The following is a 13958-nucleotide window of genomic DNA, read 5'->3' on the forward strand; positions in this document are numbered from 1 at the left end:
GAGGGCTTGTTGGCATCGGGCAGCACGGCGGCGGCGGCGGGCGGCGGCGGCGCGCGCAAGGTATCGGCATAAGCGGCGCCCGGCGATCCGGCCGGCGGGTTGGCGGAGATCATCGCCCAACCCGACAGCGGCATGATCAGCATCGCCGCATAGAGGCAGAAATGGACGAGATGCGCGAGGCCCCGCTCCCACGCCGGCATGTCCGAGGGATAAGGCGGCGGCTTGTGCGTCAGCCGCCAGACGATCCGCGCCACCGTGAGGATCAGGACCGAGATGCCCGAGGAGATATGGATGGCGATCGTGCCGCGCGGCATGCTGTCCAGCCACAGCCCGGTGACGAGGTTGAAGAGGATGAAGGCCGCGATCGCCCAGTGGAGCGCGATCGCGACTCCGGTGTAGCGCGAGAGCGGCCCCGCCTCCGCATTCCAGGTCGCCTGCCGTGCCATTGATCGTCCCCCGCTAGGAATGCCGAACATGACCTGCGCGGCGGGGAGCGTCAACGTGCAAGCTGCGCTAGGCGGTCGGCAAGCAAACTTGCCTTGTCTCGGTGCCGCGCCAAGGCCATCTGTGCGCCATGGCAAGCCTCCTCGATCCCCAGGCGCGCGGACGCGTCATCTTGGTCGGCGCGGGTCCCGGCGATCCGGGCCTGCTGACGGTGCGCGCGGTCGAGGCGCTGCGGCGCGCCGATGTCGTCGTCCATGATGGGCTGATCGATCCGGCGGTGCTCGATCACGCCCCGGCGGAGGCGCAGCGCATCTCGGTCGCCAAGCAGCGCGCGCGGCACACGCTGCCGCAGCAGGCGATCAACGCGCTGATCATCGCGCACGTCAAGGCCGGGTCGATCGTCGTGCGGCTCAAGGGCGGCGATCCCTTCGTCTTCGGGCGCGGCGGCGAGGAGGTCGAGGCGGTGCGCGCGGCGGGATTGCCGGTGGAGGTCGTGCCGGGCGTCTCGGCGGCGCTGGGCTGCGCGGCGGAGGCGATGCTGCCGCTCACGCACCGCAACTGGTCGAGCGCGGTCAGCTTCGTCGCGGGCCAATGCAAGGGTCTCGCCGATCAGGATTGGTCGGGCCTCGCGGGCAAGGGCCGCACTCTGGTGATCTACATGGGCGTCGCCAGCGGCGATGCGATCGCCAACAAATTGATGGCCGATGGTCTGGCGCCCGAGCTCCCTGTCGCGGTGCTGGAGCGCGGGACGCTGACGGGATCGCGGGCGATGCGGACGGTGCTGGCCGATCTCGGCGGGCTGCTGCTGCGCGAAAAGGTACTGAGCCCGGCGATCATCGTCGTCGGTGAGGTCGTGCTGCTGTCGGATGCCGAGGATCGGATGCTGCGCTTCGCCCGTCAGGCGGGGGCGCTGGCATGAGGCTCGTCACCGGCAACGATCTCCTCACCGGCGACGTGACATGGTGGACGGGCCGCACATGGTCGCGTCACATCGCCGAGGCGGTCGACGCGGGCGATCAGGCCGAAAGTGTCGCCAAGCGCGAGGAAGCGGCGCTGCGGGTCAACGCGCCTTATGTCGCCGATGCCGCCGCCGGGCCGGCGGGCCCCGTGCCGCTCCACATCAAGGATCGCATTCGCGCGACCGGGCCGACCGTCCGCCCCGATTTCGCCGTGGCGCCCGCCGTTGCGGGTGCGGGACGCTGGGAAATCTGATGTACCGCTACGACGAATATGATCAGGCGATCGTCGATGCGCGCGTCGCGGAATTCCGCGATCAGGTCGCGCGCCGCCTGTCGGGCGCGCTGAGCGAGGATCAGTTCAAGCCGCTGCGGCTGATGAACGGCCTCTATCTCCAACTCCACGCCTATATGCTGCGCGTCGCGATCCCCTACGGCACGCTCGACAGCCGCCAGATGCGGATGCTCGCGCATATCGCGCGCCGCTACGATCGCGACTATGGCCACTTCACCACCCGCCAGAACCTCCAGTATAATTGGATCAAGCTGGAGGACGCGCCCGACATTCTCGCCGAGCTGGCGACGGTCGAGATGCACGCGATCCAGACCAGCGGAAACTGCATCCGCAACATCTCGTCGGATCAATATGCCGGCGCCGCGGCGGACGAGGTGGCGGACCCCCGCCCCTATGCCGAGCTGATGCGCCAGTGGAGCAGCTTCCACCCCGAATTCTGCCTGCTGCCGCGCAAGTTCAAGATCGCGGTGATCGCGGCGGACGAGGATCGCGCGGCGATGCGGCTGCACGATATCGGGCTCAAGCTGGTGGAGCGCCAGGGCGCGCTCGGTTTCGAGGTCTATGTCGGCGGCGGCCAGGGGCGCACGCCGATGGTCGCGCCGCTGATCCGCGAGTTCCTGCCGGAAGCCGAGTTGCTGAGCTATCTCGAAGCCTGCCTGCGCGTCTACAATCGCTACGGGCGCCGCGACAATATCTACAAGGCGCGGATCAAGATCCTCGTCCACGAGATCGGTGCCGACCGATATCGCGCCGAGGTCGAGGAGGAATATGCGCATGTGAAGACGCTGGGTCTCGATCCGCCGGCGGCCGAGTTGGAGCGCATCCACGCGCTGTTCGCGCCGCCCGCGCTGGTTCATGACGCATCCGTAACGATCGACCGCGGCGATCCCGCCTTCGCGCTCTGGGCCGATCATCAGGTCGTCCGCCACAAGGTGCCCGGCCACGCCATCGTCACGATCAGCCTCAAGCCGATCGGCGGCATCCCGGGCGACGCCACCGCCGATCAGATGGACGTCATAGCCGATCTGGCCCAGCGCTTCAGCCACGACGAACTCCGCATCACCCACGCCCAGAACATCGTACTTCCCCATGTTCATATGCGTGACCTTCCTGAAGTTTGGCGCACCCTCGACGCCGCCGGCCTCGCAACGCCCAATCTCGATCTCATCAGCGACATCATCGCCTGCCCCGGCCTCGATTATTGCAGCCTCGCCAACGCGCGCTCGATCCCGCTCGCGCAGAAGCTCGCGCTCCGCTTCGGCGACATGGATCGCCAGCGTGATCTCGGCGAGGTCAAGCTCAAGATCTCGGGCTGCATCAACGCCTGCGGCCACCATCACGCCGGGCACATCGGCATCCTCGGCGTCGATCGAAAGGGCGAGGAGAATTACCAGCTCTCGTTCGGCGGATCGGGCGCGGAGGACGCCAGCGTCGGCCGGATCATCGGCCCCGGCTTCTCCGAAGACGGCGTCGTCGATGCGGTCGAAAGGGCGCTGGAGCTGTATCGCGGCCTGCGTACCGACGGCGAACGTTTCCTCGACACCTACCGCCGCGTCGGCGCCGAACCCTTCAAGGCGGCGATCTACGCATGACGCTGATCCGCTTCCGCACCGATGCCGCGCACGAGGAGCCGGCGGTCACGCTCGACGGGTTCCTCGCCCAGCCCGACGCCACCGCGGTGCGGCTGGAGTCGGGCGAGGATGCGCGCGCGCTGCTGCCCTTCCTCGATCGGCTGCGGCTGATCGAGATCGCCTTCCCGGCCTTCCGCGACGGTCGTGGCTATTCCTCCGCCCGCATCCTGCGCGAAGCCGGCTATGAGGGCGAGTTGCGCGCGCAGGGCGATGTGCTGATCGATCAGGTGATATTCCTGCGCCGCTGCGGCTTCGATGCGCTCGCCAGCGAGAAGCCGCTCGATCGGGCGGCGGTCGAACAAGCCCTCGCCCGCTTCCCCTACGTTTATCAGAAAGCCGCCGAGGCGCGCGCGCCGGTCTGGAAGCTGCGGCATGGCTGAGTCCGCGCGCGCATTGGACGTGATCGACACGCGCCCCGCCTTCACGGCGGCGGACGTGGCGGCGCTCAACGCGCGCTTCCTCGATGTGCCCGCGCCGGAGCTGCTGCGCACGCTTCTCGCCGGCGAACTTTCCGGACGCGCCGCCTTGGTCTCGTCGTTCGGCGCCGAATCGGCGGTGCTGCTGCACATGGTTTCGGAGATCGACCGCGACATTCCGCTGATCTTCACCAACACACAGAAGATGTTCGGGGAGACTTTGGCCTATCGCGACGAGCTCGCCGAGCGGCTGGGATTCACCGATCTGCGCGTCTATCGCCCCGATCCGCGCCTGCTTAGCGAGCGGGACGCGACCGGGCTGCGCTGGTCCTACGATCCCGACGGCTGCTGCGATATCCGCAAGGTGGAGCCGCTGAAGCGCGCGCTCAGGGACTTCGATGTCTGGATTTCGGGCCGCAAGGGTTTTCAGGCGGGCACGCGCACCGCCTTGCCCCTGTTCGAGCTCGACGAGGCGGATGCGGCGGTGAGCGGCCCCAAGCTCAAGATCAATCCGCTCGCAAGCTGGCCTAAAGAGGCGCTCAATGCCTATTTCGACACGCACAAGCTGCTGCATCACCCGCTGGAGGCGCAGGGCTATCCCTCGATCGGCTGCTCGCCCTGCACCAGCAGGGTCGCGCAGGGCGAGGACCACCGCGCGGGGCGCTGGCGCGGCTGGGAGAAAGTGGAGTGCGGCATCCACCAGCCGATCAATCCCGGTGACGAGCCAGCTTTTTGAGCTTAACCTGTGCTGCAAGCCGCATTCTGCAACCATTCACAGCGACTCGCGTAATTCCCTTTGAGCGTCCACGTATGGACATAGCGTAGGAGAATATGATGCGTACCGGGATGAAAGCCTTCATTGCCGCCTCGGTCATCGGGGCGACCTCGATCGCGGCGGTCCAGCCGGCAGAGGCACGCGATCATGGTGGTGCCGCCATCGCGGCCGGGATCATCGGCCTCGGCGTCGGCGCGGCGATCGCATCCTCCGTCGACCGCGGCTATTATGGCAACGGCTACAATGGCTATTACGATGCCGGCTATCCGGCTTATTATGGCGGTGGATACGGCTATTACGGGCCAAGCTATTACGGGCCGGCCTATGGCGTCGTCTATGCGCCCGGCTATTATGGGCGCGGCTACTACGGCGGCGGCTACGGGCGCGGCTATTATGGCCGTGGTGGCGGTCATTACGGTCGCGGACGCGGCGGCTACGGTCGCCGCTGACCGATAGGCCATCGGCAAGAAAGGGCGTCCCGGTTTCCGCCGGGGCGCCCTTTTCCTGTCAGTTCGGGTGGGGCATTTCGGCGGCGCCTGACGGTCAACCCTCGTCGGCAAGATCCGAAAAGCGAGTGATCTTGTTCTCGAACTTGAGCTTGACCTTGCCCGTGGCACCGTGGCGCTGCTTGGCGATGATGACCTCGCAGAGGCCGTAGGCGCGGTCCATGTCGCGCATCCACTGGTCGTGCGCCTCGAAGGTCTTGGCGTCGTCGCCCTCGGTCGGATGCTTGGGCTCGCGCGCGGCGACATAATATTCCTCGCGATAGACGAACATCACGATATCGGCGTCCTGCTCGATCGATCCCGATTCGCGCAGGTCCGATAGCTGCGGCCGCTTGTCCTCGCGGCTCTCCACCTGGCGGCTGAGCTGGGACAGCGCCAATACGGGCACCTGCAATTCCTTGGCGAGCTGCTTGAGGCCGCGGCTGATCTCCGAAATCTCCTGCACGCGATTCTCGCTCGCGCCGCGCGCCGATCCCTGCAAAAGCTGGAGATAATCGACGACGATCATGCCGATCCCGCGCTGGCGCTTCAGCCGGCGCGCGCGGGTTCGCAGCGCGGCGATCGTCAGCCCGGGCGTATCGTCGATATAGAGCGGCAGGCTCTCCAGATCCTGCGCCGCGCGCGCGAGGTTGCGGAAATCGAGCTGGCTGATCTTGCCCATCCGCAGATTCTCGGAGGAAATCCCCGACTGCTCGGAAAGGATACGCGTCGCGAGCTGATCCGCCGACATTTCGAGGCTGAAGAAGGCCACGCCGGCGCCGACCGACTTGCCCTCCTCGATCCCGTCCTCGCGATCGCGGATCAGCCGGCGCGAGGCGTTGAACGCCATGTTGGTGGCGAGCGCGGTCTTGCCCATGCCGGGGCGCCCCGCGAGGATGATGAGGTCGGAGGCGTGCAGCCCGCCGATCTTGCCGTTGATGCTGTCGAGCCCGGTGGTGATCCCCGAAAGATGCCCGCCCGAATTGAGCGCGCGCTCGGCCTGCTCCACCGCGAGCCGCGTCGCCTGGCCGAACGTCTTGACGCTGCCCTGCTCGCCGCCCTCTTCGGCCACGCGATACAGCGCGACCTCCGCCTCCTCGATCTGGCTCTTGGGATCGACGCTTTCCGATGTGTCGATCGCTTTCTCGACCATCTCGCGCCCGACGCCGATCAGCGCGCGCAACAGGGCAAGATCATAGACCTGCGTCGCGAAATCGCGCGCGCCGATCAATGCCGCGCCCGATCCGGTGAGCTGCGCGAGATAGCCGGGCCCGCCCAGCTCCTTCAGCGCCTCGTCGCCCTCGAACATCGGCCGCAGCGTCACCGGATTGGCGATCATGTTGCGATCGACCAGCCGCAGGATCGCCTCATAGATACGGCCATGCGCGGGCTCGTGGAAATGATCGGCGCGCAGCCTGATCTGCACATCCTCGACCAGCCGATTGTCGATCATCAGCGCGCCGAGCAACGCCGCCTCCGCCTCGACATTGTGCGGAAGCGTCCCCTGCGGGGGTTCCGTCGGCGGTACGAGTCGAAAGGGTTCGGCCATCCACTTGCTATCCGCGCGCCGGCCCCCGCGCTCAAGCCGGCCGCGACAATAAAGCGCTGGGCGCTTCTGTGGACAACGTCGCTAAGTCTTCGTGCGGATCCGCCAGTAGCCAGCGCCGCGCGCCTCCGATAGACCACGGCATGGCCGATCCCCGCCTGATCTCGATCGATCTGGACGAGCGCACGATCCTGTGGCGCAACGCCGATATCGAGCAGGAAAGGCGGATCGCGATCTTCGATCTGCTCGAGGAGAATCGCTTCGCCCCCCTGAAAGCCTATCCCCAGGGCTATGCCGGGCCGTACCGGCTGGCGCTGCGCGTCGAGGAAGGCCGGCTGGCGATCGATATTGCGAGCGAGGACAGGCGGTTGCTCGAAACGCTGATCCTCGCGCTCGGCCGCTTCCGCCGCCCGATCAAGGAGTATTTCGCGATCTGCGAAAGCTATTACCAGGCGGTCGCCAAAGCGACGCCCGAGCAGATCGAGACGATCGACATGGCGCGCCGCGCGCTCCACAACGAAGCCGCGACCTTGCTGGTCGAGCGGCTGGAGGGCAAGATCGACGTAGATTTCGATACCGCGCGGCGGCTGTTCACGCTCATCTGCGTTCTGCACATCAGGGGATGAAGGTGGCGGAGGTGCCGATCGAGGATGTCGCCGCCAGCGTGCTGATCGAGGCCGCGCGCGAGGCGGCGCGCAACGCGCACGCGCCTTATTCGCGCTTCGCGGTCGGCGCGGCGCTGCTGCTGACCGACGGCACGATCGTCCCCGGCACCAATTTCGAGAATGCCAGCTACGGCCTCTCGCTGTGCGCCGAGACCGTCGCACTCGCGGCGGCGAACGTCGCGGGGAGGCTGCGCGACGTCGTTGCGGTCGGCATCGTCGGCGGCGCGATGACGCCCGGCGGCGGCCTGGCGGGCGAAGCGCCGATCTATCCCTGCGGCCGCTGCCGCCAGGTCTTGAACGAAGCCGCGCAGATGGGAAAGCGCGACCTCACGGTCTATTGCGCGAGCGGCGACGGCACGGTGATCGAGCGCCACCTGCTTTCCGAACTGCTTCCCCACCCCTTCGGTCCCGCCAATCTCGGCATCGGCTGACTTGCAGTTGTCCGCCATCGCGGCGAAAGCCCGCCGGGGAGGAACGCGCCATGTCCGTAATGTCCGATCGCTGGATCCGCGAGCAGGCGACCGCGCACGGCATGATCGAGCCCTTCGTCGAGGCGCAGCGACGCGACGGCTGCATCAGCTACGGCCTGTCGAGCTACGGATACGACGCGCGCGTCGCCGACGAGTTCAAGATCTTCACCAACGTCGATTCGGCGACGGTCGACCCCAAGGATTTCGCCGCCAACAGCTTCGTCGATCGCAAGACCGGGTGCTGCATCATCCCGCCGAACAGCTTCGCGCTCGCCCGCACGGTCGAATATTTCCGCGTGCCGCGCGACGTGCTGGTGATCTGCCTCGGCAAATCCACCTACGCGCGCTGCGGGATCATCGTGAACGTCACCCCGCTGGAACCCGGCTGGGAGGGGCACGTCACGCTGGAATTTTCCAACACCACGCCATTGCCCGCCAAGGTCTATGCCAACGAGGGCGCGTGCCAATTCCTCTTCCTGCAAGGCAACGAGCCATGCGAGGTGAGCTACGCCGATCGCGCGGGCAAATATATGCGCCAGCAAGGCGTCACGCTGCCCCGGCTGTAACTAGCTCCGTCACCCCAGCGAAAGCTGGGGTCTCCCGCCATCAGTGCGTTTCCTACCGCCCGAGATCCCAGCTTTCGCTGGGATGACGTTACTTTCTAAAGCTGGCGCTCGACTTCCATCTTCTTGATCTCGGCGATCGCGCGCGCGGGGTTAAGACCCTTGGGGCAGACGTTGGCGCAATTCATGATCGTGTGGCAGCGGTAGAGGCGGAACGGATCCTCCAGCTCGTCGAGCCGCTCGCCGGTCATCTCGTCGCGGCTGTCGGCGAGCCAGCGATAGGCCTGGAGCAGGATCGCCGGGCCCAGGAACTTGTCGCTGTTCCACCAATAGCTCGGGCAGCTCGTCGAGCAGCAGGCGCACAGGATGCACTCGTAAAGCCCGTCCAACTCGGCGCGCTGCTCCGGCGATTGCAGCCGTTCCTTGCCCGAAGGCGGCGGCGTCACCGTCTGCAGCCAGGGCTTGATCGAGGCATATTGCGCGTAGAAGTGCGTGAAATCGGGGACGAGATCCTTGATGACGTCCATGTGCGGCAGCGGCGTGATCTTCACCTCGCCCTTCACATCCTCGATCGCGGTGGTGCAGGCTAGGCCGTTGCGCCCGTCGATGTTCATCGAACAGGATCCGCAGATGCCCTCGCGGCACGAGCGGCGGAAGGTCAGCGTGCTGTCGAGCTCGTTCTTGATCTTGATCAGCGCGTCGAGCACCATCGGCCCGGTCTGCTCGAGATCGAGCTCATAGGTATCGTAACGCGGGTTGGCGCCACCCTCGGGATCGTAGCGGTAGACCTTGAACTTGCGGATAGTCTTCGCCCCGCCGTCGATCGTGTTGACCTTGCGGTTGCCCTTGATGACGGAGTTTTTGGGGAGAGCGAATTCGGCCATTGGTTTCCTTCCGTTCTCAGGCCGATAGCGAAGCGAAGGCCGAACGGAAAGCCCGTTGCGCGCACGCGCGATTGCGTCGGCGGGTGGCGCGATTGCATGTCAGCGCCTAAGGAGCGCGCATTCCGAATCGTGGGAGCATGAGGGATTGGCCAGCCGTATCGTCATCGCTTCGGATCATGCGGCGATCGGGCTGAAGACGGTGCTGGTCGCGCTGCTGGAATCGCAGCACTTTTCGGTCGAGGATTTGGGGCCGTTCGATACCGCATCGGTCGATTACCCCGATTACGGCTATCGGCTGGCGCGCGCGATCGCCGAGGGGCGCGCCGACGCCGGCGTCGCGCTGTGCGGATCGGGCATCGGCATCTCGATCGCGGTCAACCGCGAGCCCGCCTGCCGCTGCGCGCTCGTCTCCGAGCCCCTCTCGGCGCAGCTCGCGCGATCGCACAACGACGCCAACGTCATCGCGATGGGCGCGCGCACGATCGGCGAGGAAATGGCCAAGGCCTGCCTCACCGCCTTTCTCTCGACCCGCTTCGAAGGCGGCCGCCACCAGCGACGTATCGACCAGCTTTCCCATCCCGCGCTCCGTGCGCAACCGATCGAGGCCTGACATGAGCAGCAATCCCGCACATCTGGCGGACGTCCAGCCCGACGGCTTCTTCACGCGCGGGCTCGCCGAGGCCGATCCCGCGGTGTTCGCGGGGCTCGAGCGCGAGGTGGCGCGCGAGAAGAAGCAGATCGAGCTGATCGCCAGCGAGAATATCGTCTCCAAGGCGGTGCTGGAGGCGCAGGGCTCGGTCTTCACCAACAAATATGCCGAGGGCTATCCCGGCAAGCGCTACTATCAGGGCTGCGCGCCCTCCGACACGGTCGAGGCGCTCGCGATCGATCGCGCCAAGCAGCTTTTCGGCTGCGGCTTCGTCAACGTCCAGCCGCATTCGGGCGCGCAGGCCAACGGCGCGGTGATGCTCGCGCTGGTCAAACCCGGCGAGACGATCCTCGGCATGAGCCTCGACGCCGGCGGCCACCTCACGCACGGCGCCCGCGCCGCGATGTCGGGCAAATGGTTCAATGCCATTCAATATGGCGTCACCCGCGACACGCACCTGATCGATTATGACGAGGTCGAAGCGCTGGCCCGCGCGCATAGCCCCAGGCTGATCATCGCCGGCGGCTCCGCTTATCCCCGCCAGATCGATTTCGCGCGCTTCCGCAGGATCGCGGACGCGGTCGGCGCCACGTTCATGGTCGACATGGCGCATTTCGCCGGGCTGGTCGCGGGCGGCTGCCACCCCTCGCCGATCGGCCACGCGCACGTCGTCACCACCACCACGCACAAGACCTTGCGCGGCCCGCGCGGCGGCATGATCCTGACCGACGACGAGGCGCTGGCGAAGAAGATCAACTCGGCGGTCTTCCCCGGCCTTCAGGGCGGACCGCTGATGCACGTCATCGCCGCCAAGGCGGTGGCGTTCGGCGAGGCCTTGCAGCCCGAGTTCAAGAGCTATGCGCGCGCGGTGATCGAAAATGCCAAGGCGCTGGCGGCGCGGCTCAAGGAGCGCGGTGCCGAAGTGGTCTCCGGCGGCACCGACACGCATCTCGCGCTGATCGACCTGACCCCGCTCGGCGTCACCGGCAAGGATGCCGACGAGGCGCTGGAGCGCGCGGGCATCACCTGCAACAAGAATGGCATCCCCTTCGATCCGCTGCCGCCGGTCAAGACCAGCGGCATCCGCGTCGGCTCGCCCGCGGGCACGACGCGCGGCTTCGGCCCCGCCGAATTCCGCGAGATCGCCGACATGATCGCCGACGTCCTCGATGGCCTGCGCGGCAACGGCGAGCATGGCAATCCGCTGGTCGAAGCGGCGGTCAAGCGGCGCGTCGAGGCGCTGTGCGATCGCTTTCCCATCTATCCGGAGCTGTGAAGGCTTCGTCCGCCCGCCGGCGGGGTGAGGGCTGATGCGCTGCCCGTTCTGCGGACATGCAGACAGCCAGGTCAAGGACAGCCGCCCCGCCGACGACGGCTCGGCGATCCGCCGCCGCCGTCAGTGCGAGAGTTGCGAGGCGCGCTTCTCCACGTTCGAACGCGTCCAGCTCCGCGAACTGACCGTCGTCAAGAAGGACGGCGTCCGGCAATCCTTCGATCGCCAGAAGCTGGAACGCGCAATCTCCACCGCGGCGCGCAAACGCCCGATCGCCCCCGAACAGATCGAGCGCCTCGTCAGCCGTATCCAGCGCAGCCTCGAAACCAGCGGCGAAAGCGAGGTCACCGCCACGCGCATCGGCGAGGAGGTGATGGCGGGCCTCCAGCGCCTCGACAGCGTCGCCTACATCCGCTTCGCCAGCGTTTACAAGGATTTCCGCGAAGCCAAGGATTTCGAGGATTTCGCCGGCAGCGTGGAGTGACGGGGTAATTCCATTCCCCTTGCCCTTACCACTCCCCTTTTCCGTCCATCCTGAGTAGGGACTGAGCCTGTCGAAGTCCCGTATCGAAGGACCGAAGTGACGTTCCATACCTACATGCTCCGCTGTTCGGACGGCAGCTATTATGTCGGCCATACCGATGATCTGGATCGGCGCATGGGAGAACATCAGTCAGGCTCGATCCCGAGCTACACGCAGAACCGGCGCCCGGTCACTCTGATGTGGTGCGAAAGTTTTTCCGAGCGCGAGCAGGCCTTCGCTGCCGAGCGAAAGCTCAAGGGCTGGTCACGCGCCAAGAAGGAAGCTTTGATTGCCGGGGATTTCGAGCTTTTGAAACTGCTTTCCCGTCGTGCCCTTCGAGACGAGGCTTCGGCAAGCTCAGCCTCTCCTCAGGATGAGCGGGCAGGTGGAGCGGTCGCACCCTCCCCCTCCCCCGCGATCGTCCTCGTCCGCCCCCAGCTCGGCGAGAATATCGGCAAGGCGGCGCGCGCGATGCTCAATTTCGGGCTGACCGATCTCCGCCTCGTAGCGCCCCGCGATGGCTGGCCCAATCCGTCGGCCGGGCCCGCCGCTTCGGGCGCCGACAGCGTCCTCGCACAGGCGCGCCTGTTCGAAACGCTGGCCGAGGCGGTCGCCGATTGCGCGCACGTCTATGCCACCACCGTGCGCAAGCGCGGCGTCACCAAGCCCGTCGTGACGCCCGAGGCGGCGGCGCGCGCGATCCAGGCCGAGGCGGGCGGCAGCGCGATCCTGTTCGGACCCGAGCGATCGGGGCTGGGGACCGACGATGTCGCGGTGGCGCGGACGATCGTCACCGTGCCGATCAACCCGGAATTCGGTTCGCTCAATCTCGCGCAGGCGGTGATCCTCGTCGCCTATGAATGGTCGAAGCACCGGCAGCTCGCGCAGCCCCCCGCCACCGCGCTCGATCCCCCGGCGCCGCAGAGCGAGCTCGATGGCATGATCGCGCAGCTCGAAACCATGCTCGACGCCGCGGGCTATTTCTTCCCGCTTGATCGCAAACCCGTCGTCCGCCGCACGCTGCGCACCCTGCTCACCAAGCCGGGGTGGGATTCGCAGGAAGTGCGCACGGTGCGCGGTGTCCTCTCCGCGCTGACCAAGGATCGCCCGCGCGGTCAGTCCGCCGCGTCGAAGGCTTCCAGCTCATAGGCGATCGAAGCCTCCACCAGCCGCTCCCACAGATCGGCCGCGATCGCCGGCGGATAGTCCTCCGCTTCGGCCCGCGCCACGGCGTTGGCGATGACCTCCGCCTTGCGCGCCTCGTCGCGCACCATATCGCGCTCGGGCTTGATGCGCGCCGCCGCGCGCATGTAGCCGAAGCGCCGCCCCAGCAGCGCCCCGATCGCGCGATCCACGGCATCGACGCCCGCGCGCACCTCCGCCATCGTGCTGCAATCTTCGGGAGCGCGCGCTTCGGTCATCCCTGCCGCATAGGGGGGCCGCGCCGCATCACGCAACCTTGACTTAGGCACCGCCTCTGCTAGGTGCCCGCCCTCGCAATTGGCTCCGCACGCTCGGTGAAGCGGTGGCCCTGCCCCTCCCTTCCAGGTGGATCAGCAGAGCGGTCCCGGGCTTTCGTCCGGCTTCGGCCGGATGCCACGCAATTGAGGAAGTCCATATGTCGAAGCGCTCAAGCGCCAAGTATAAGCTCGATCGCCGCATGGGCGAGAATATCTGGGGCCGCCCTAAGTCGCCCGTCAACAAGCGCGAATATGGCCCCGGCCAGCACGGCCAGCGCCGCAAGGGCAAGGTCTCGGATTATGGCCTGCAACTCAAGGCGAAGCAGAAGCTCAAGGGCTATTACGGCGACGTCACCGAAAAGCAGTTCAAGAAGAGCTATACCGAAGCGTCGCGGATGAAGGGCGATACTTCGCAGAACCTGATCGGCCTGCTCGAGCGTCGCCTCGATGCCGTGGTCTATCGCTCCAAATTCACCCCCACGATCTGGTCGGCGCGTCAGCTCGTCAGCCACGGCCACATCCGCGTCAACGGCGTCAAATGCAACATCGCCAGCCGTCTGGTGAAGCCGGGCGACGAGATCACGCTGGGCACCAAGGCGCAGGAAATGGCGCTGGTGATGGAAGCGCAGGGTCTCTCGGAACGCGAGATCCCCGAATATATCGCCCCCGACGGCACCACCAAGACCGTCTTCGTCCGCGTGCCGACGCTCGACGAGGTGCCCTATCCCGTCAAGATGGAGCCGAACCTCGTCGTCGAATTCTATTCGCGCTGATCGGATCGGCCTGAAACAGCGAAGGGCGGCGCCGGCGACGGCAGCCGCCCTTTTCGTTAGAGCGGGATGATTTTAGATCGATCCACCCCTCTCCTGACGTCACCCCGGCCTTGAGCCGGGGTCCCGCTTCTTCTTCAGCGTTGGCCAAGC

18 protein-coding genes are annotated in these 13958 nt (G+C 66.6%); 14 read left to right on the forward strand and 4 right to left on the reverse strand.

Features of this window, described 5'->3' with window-relative positions; all coding sequences use genetic code 11:
* Positions 1–446: cytochrome b (locus HUU94_RS09460; RefSeq protein WP_174274837.1), on the reverse strand; the 446-nt coding region annotated here is incomplete at its 3' end.
* Positions 447–574: 128 nt separating this feature from the next.
* Here HUU94_RS09460 and cobA point away from each other — a divergent pair.
* The 6 genes from cobA (at position 575) to HUU94_RS12680 (ending at position 4966) form a co-directional block, all read left to right on the forward strand.
* Positions 575–1363: a uroporphyrinogen-III C-methyltransferase gene (gene cobA / locus HUU94_RS09465; protein WP_174274838.1), complete on the forward strand. Its 789-nt coding sequence runs from the start codon at positions 575–577 to the stop codon at positions 1361–1363.
* Complete coding sequence (locus HUU94_RS09470) at positions 1360–1656, forward strand: DUF2849 domain-containing protein (protein WP_174274839.1); 297 nt, start codon at positions 1360–1362, stop codon at positions 1654–1656. Before cobA ends, HUU94_RS09470 begins: the two co-directional genes overlap by 4 nt.
* Positions 1656–3287: a nitrite/sulfite reductase gene (locus tag HUU94_RS09475; RefSeq protein WP_174274840.1), complete on the forward strand. Its 1632-nt coding sequence runs from the start codon at positions 1656–1658 to the stop codon at positions 3285–3287. Before HUU94_RS09470 ends, HUU94_RS09475 begins: the two co-directional genes overlap by 1 nt.
* A complete protein-coding gene (locus HUU94_RS09480; RefSeq protein WP_174274841.1) occupies positions 3284–3706 on the forward strand; it encodes a DUF934 domain-containing protein in 423 nt (140 codons plus the stop codon). Before HUU94_RS09475 ends, HUU94_RS09480 begins: the two co-directional genes overlap by 4 nt.
* Positions 3699–4478: a phosphoadenylyl-sulfate reductase gene (locus tag HUU94_RS09485; RefSeq protein ID WP_174274842.1), complete on the forward strand. Its 780-nt coding sequence runs from the start codon at positions 3699–3701 to the stop codon at positions 4476–4478. The genes HUU94_RS09480 and HUU94_RS09485 overlap by 8 nt, the downstream gene beginning before the upstream one ends.
* 98 nt (positions 4479–4576) lie before the next feature.
* On the forward strand, positions 4577–4966 hold the full coding sequence (locus HUU94_RS12680; protein WP_217429597.1) for a hypothetical protein: 390 nt from the start codon (positions 4577–4579) through the stop codon (positions 4964–4966).
* Positions 4967–5060: 94 nt separating this feature from the next.
* On the opposite strand, the gene HUU94_RS09495 is transcribed toward HUU94_RS12680, so the two are convergent.
* The gene (locus HUU94_RS09495) at positions 5061–6551 is read right to left on the reverse strand and encodes a replicative DNA helicase (RefSeq protein ID WP_174274843.1); all 1491 of its coding nucleotides are present in this window, start codon (positions 6549–6551) and stop codon (positions 5061–5063) included.
* Between the two features lie 140 nt (positions 6552–6691).
* Here HUU94_RS09495 and HUU94_RS09500 point away from each other — a divergent pair, with 140 nt between their 5' ends.
* From HUU94_RS09500 to dcd, 3 genes are read left to right on the forward strand one after another with little or no spacing between them, the layout of a single operon-like run.
* The gene (locus HUU94_RS09500) at positions 6692–7174 is read left to right on the forward strand and encodes a UPF0262 family protein (RefSeq protein WP_174274844.1); all 483 of its coding nucleotides are present in this window, start codon (positions 6692–6694) and stop codon (positions 7172–7174) included.
* A 2-nt stretch (positions 7175–7176) separates the two neighbouring features.
* The gene (locus HUU94_RS09505) at positions 7177–7644 is read left to right on the forward strand and encodes a cytidine deaminase (protein WP_254602111.1); all 468 of its coding nucleotides are present in this window, start codon (positions 7177–7179) and stop codon (positions 7642–7644) included.
* A 50-nt stretch (positions 7645–7694) separates the two neighbouring features.
* Positions 7695–8249 (forward strand): dCTP deaminase, encoded by a 555-nt coding sequence (gene dcd, locus HUU94_RS09510; RefSeq protein WP_174274846.1) that lies wholly within the window; start codon positions 7695–7697, stop codon positions 8247–8249.
* A gap of 95 nt (positions 8250–8344) precedes the next feature.
* On the opposite strand, the gene HUU94_RS09515 is transcribed toward dcd, so the two are convergent.
* Positions 8345–9130: a succinate dehydrogenase iron-sulfur subunit gene (locus HUU94_RS09515; protein ID WP_174274847.1), complete on the reverse strand. Its 786-nt coding sequence runs from the start codon at positions 9128–9130 to the stop codon at positions 8345–8347.
* A gap of 145 nt (positions 9131–9275) precedes the next feature.
* On the opposite strand from HUU94_RS09515, the gene rpiB reads away from it, so the two are divergent.
* The 4 genes from rpiB (at position 9276) to HUU94_RS09535 (ending at position 12724) form a co-directional block, all read left to right on the forward strand.
* Positions 9276–9740 (forward strand): ribose 5-phosphate isomerase B, encoded by a 465-nt coding sequence (gene rpiB / locus HUU94_RS09520; protein ID WP_174274848.1) that lies wholly within the window; start codon positions 9276–9278, stop codon positions 9738–9740.
* 1 nt (position 9741) lies between these two features.
* Entirely contained in the window at positions 9742–11055 is a 1314-nt protein-coding gene (gene glyA, locus HUU94_RS09525) for a serine hydroxymethyltransferase (RefSeq protein WP_174274849.1), read from the forward strand.
* Between the two features lie 34 nt (positions 11056–11089).
* Positions 11090–11536 carry a transcriptional regulator NrdR gene (nrdR, locus tag HUU94_RS09530; protein WP_174274850.1) on the forward strand — a complete coding sequence of 149 codons (447 nt, stop codon included), beginning with the start codon at positions 11090–11092 and terminating at the stop codon, positions 11534–11536.
* Positions 11537–11632: 96 nt separating this feature from the next.
* Positions 11633–12724: a TrmH family RNA methyltransferase gene (locus HUU94_RS09535; protein ID WP_174274851.1), complete on the forward strand. Its 1092-nt coding sequence runs from the start codon at positions 11633–11635 to the stop codon at positions 12722–12724.
* On the opposite strand, the gene HUU94_RS09540 is transcribed toward HUU94_RS09535, so the two are convergent.
* A complete protein-coding gene (locus tag HUU94_RS09540) occupies positions 12691–12996 on the reverse strand; it encodes a chorismate mutase (protein WP_174274852.1) in 306 nt (101 codons plus the stop codon). The genes HUU94_RS09535 and HUU94_RS09540 overlap by 34 nt on opposite strands.
* A gap of 197 nt (positions 12997–13193) precedes the next feature.
* Between HUU94_RS09540 and rpsD the strand changes: the two genes are divergently transcribed.
* Complete coding sequence (gene rpsD / locus HUU94_RS09545) at positions 13194–13808, forward strand: 30S ribosomal protein S4 (RefSeq protein WP_174274853.1); 615 nt, start codon at positions 13194–13196, stop codon at positions 13806–13808.
* Positions 13809–13958: the final 150 nt, after the last annotated feature.

Source organism: Sphingomonas bacterium, from assembly GCF_903644055.1.
Taxonomy (GTDB): domain Bacteria; phylum Pseudomonadota; class Alphaproteobacteria; order Sphingomonadales; family Sphingomonadaceae; genus Sphingomonas_I.

Bases quoted from the DNA above. Each gene is read 5' to 3' on its own strand.
- cobA (WP_174274838.1), top strand. From the start codon at position 575: ATGGCAAGCCTCCTCGATCCCCAGGCGCGCGGACGCGTCATCTTGGTC.
- HUU94_RS09470 (WP_174274839.1), top strand. From the start codon at position 1,360: ATGAGGCTCGTCACCGGCAACGATCTCCTCACCGGCGACGTGACATGG.
- HUU94_RS09475 (WP_174274840.1), top strand. From the start codon at position 1,656: ATGTACCGCTACGACGAATATGATCAGGCGATCGTCGATGCGCGCGTC.
- HUU94_RS09480 (WP_174274841.1), top strand. From the start codon at position 3,284: ATGACGCTGATCCGCTTCCGCACCGATGCCGCGCACGAGGAGCCGGCG.
- HUU94_RS09485 (WP_174274842.1), top strand. From the start codon at position 3,699: ATGGCTGAGTCCGCGCGCGCATTGGACGTGATCGACACGCGCCCCGCC.
- HUU94_RS12680 (WP_217429597.1), top strand. From the start codon at position 4,577: ATGCGTACCGGGATGAAAGCCTTCATTGCCGCCTCGGTCATCGGGGCG.
- HUU94_RS09495 (WP_174274843.1), bottom strand. From the start codon at position 6,551: ATGGCCGAACCCTTTCGACTCGTACCGCCGACGGAACCCCCGCAGGGG.
- HUU94_RS09500 (WP_174274844.1), top strand. From the start codon at position 6,692: ATGGCCGATCCCCGCCTGATCTCGATCGATCTGGACGAGCGCACGATC.
- dcd (WP_174274846.1), top strand. From the start codon at position 7,695: ATGTCCGTAATGTCCGATCGCTGGATCCGCGAGCAGGCGACCGCGCAC.
- HUU94_RS09515 (WP_174274847.1), bottom strand. From the start codon at position 9,130: ATGGCCGAATTCGCTCTCCCCAAAAACTCCGTCATCAAGGGCAACCGC.
- glyA (WP_174274849.1), top strand. From the start codon at position 9,742: ATGAGCAGCAATCCCGCACATCTGGCGGACGTCCAGCCCGACGGCTTC.
- nrdR (WP_174274850.1), top strand. From the start codon at position 11,090: ATGCGCTGCCCGTTCTGCGGACATGCAGACAGCCAGGTCAAGGACAGC.
- HUU94_RS09540 (WP_174274852.1), bottom strand. From the start codon at position 12,996: ATGACCGAAGCGCGCGCTCCCGAAGATTGCAGCACGATGGCGGAGGTG.
- rpsD (WP_174274853.1), top strand. From the start codon at position 13,194: ATGTCGAAGCGCTCAAGCGCCAAGTATAAGCTCGATCGCCGCATGGGC.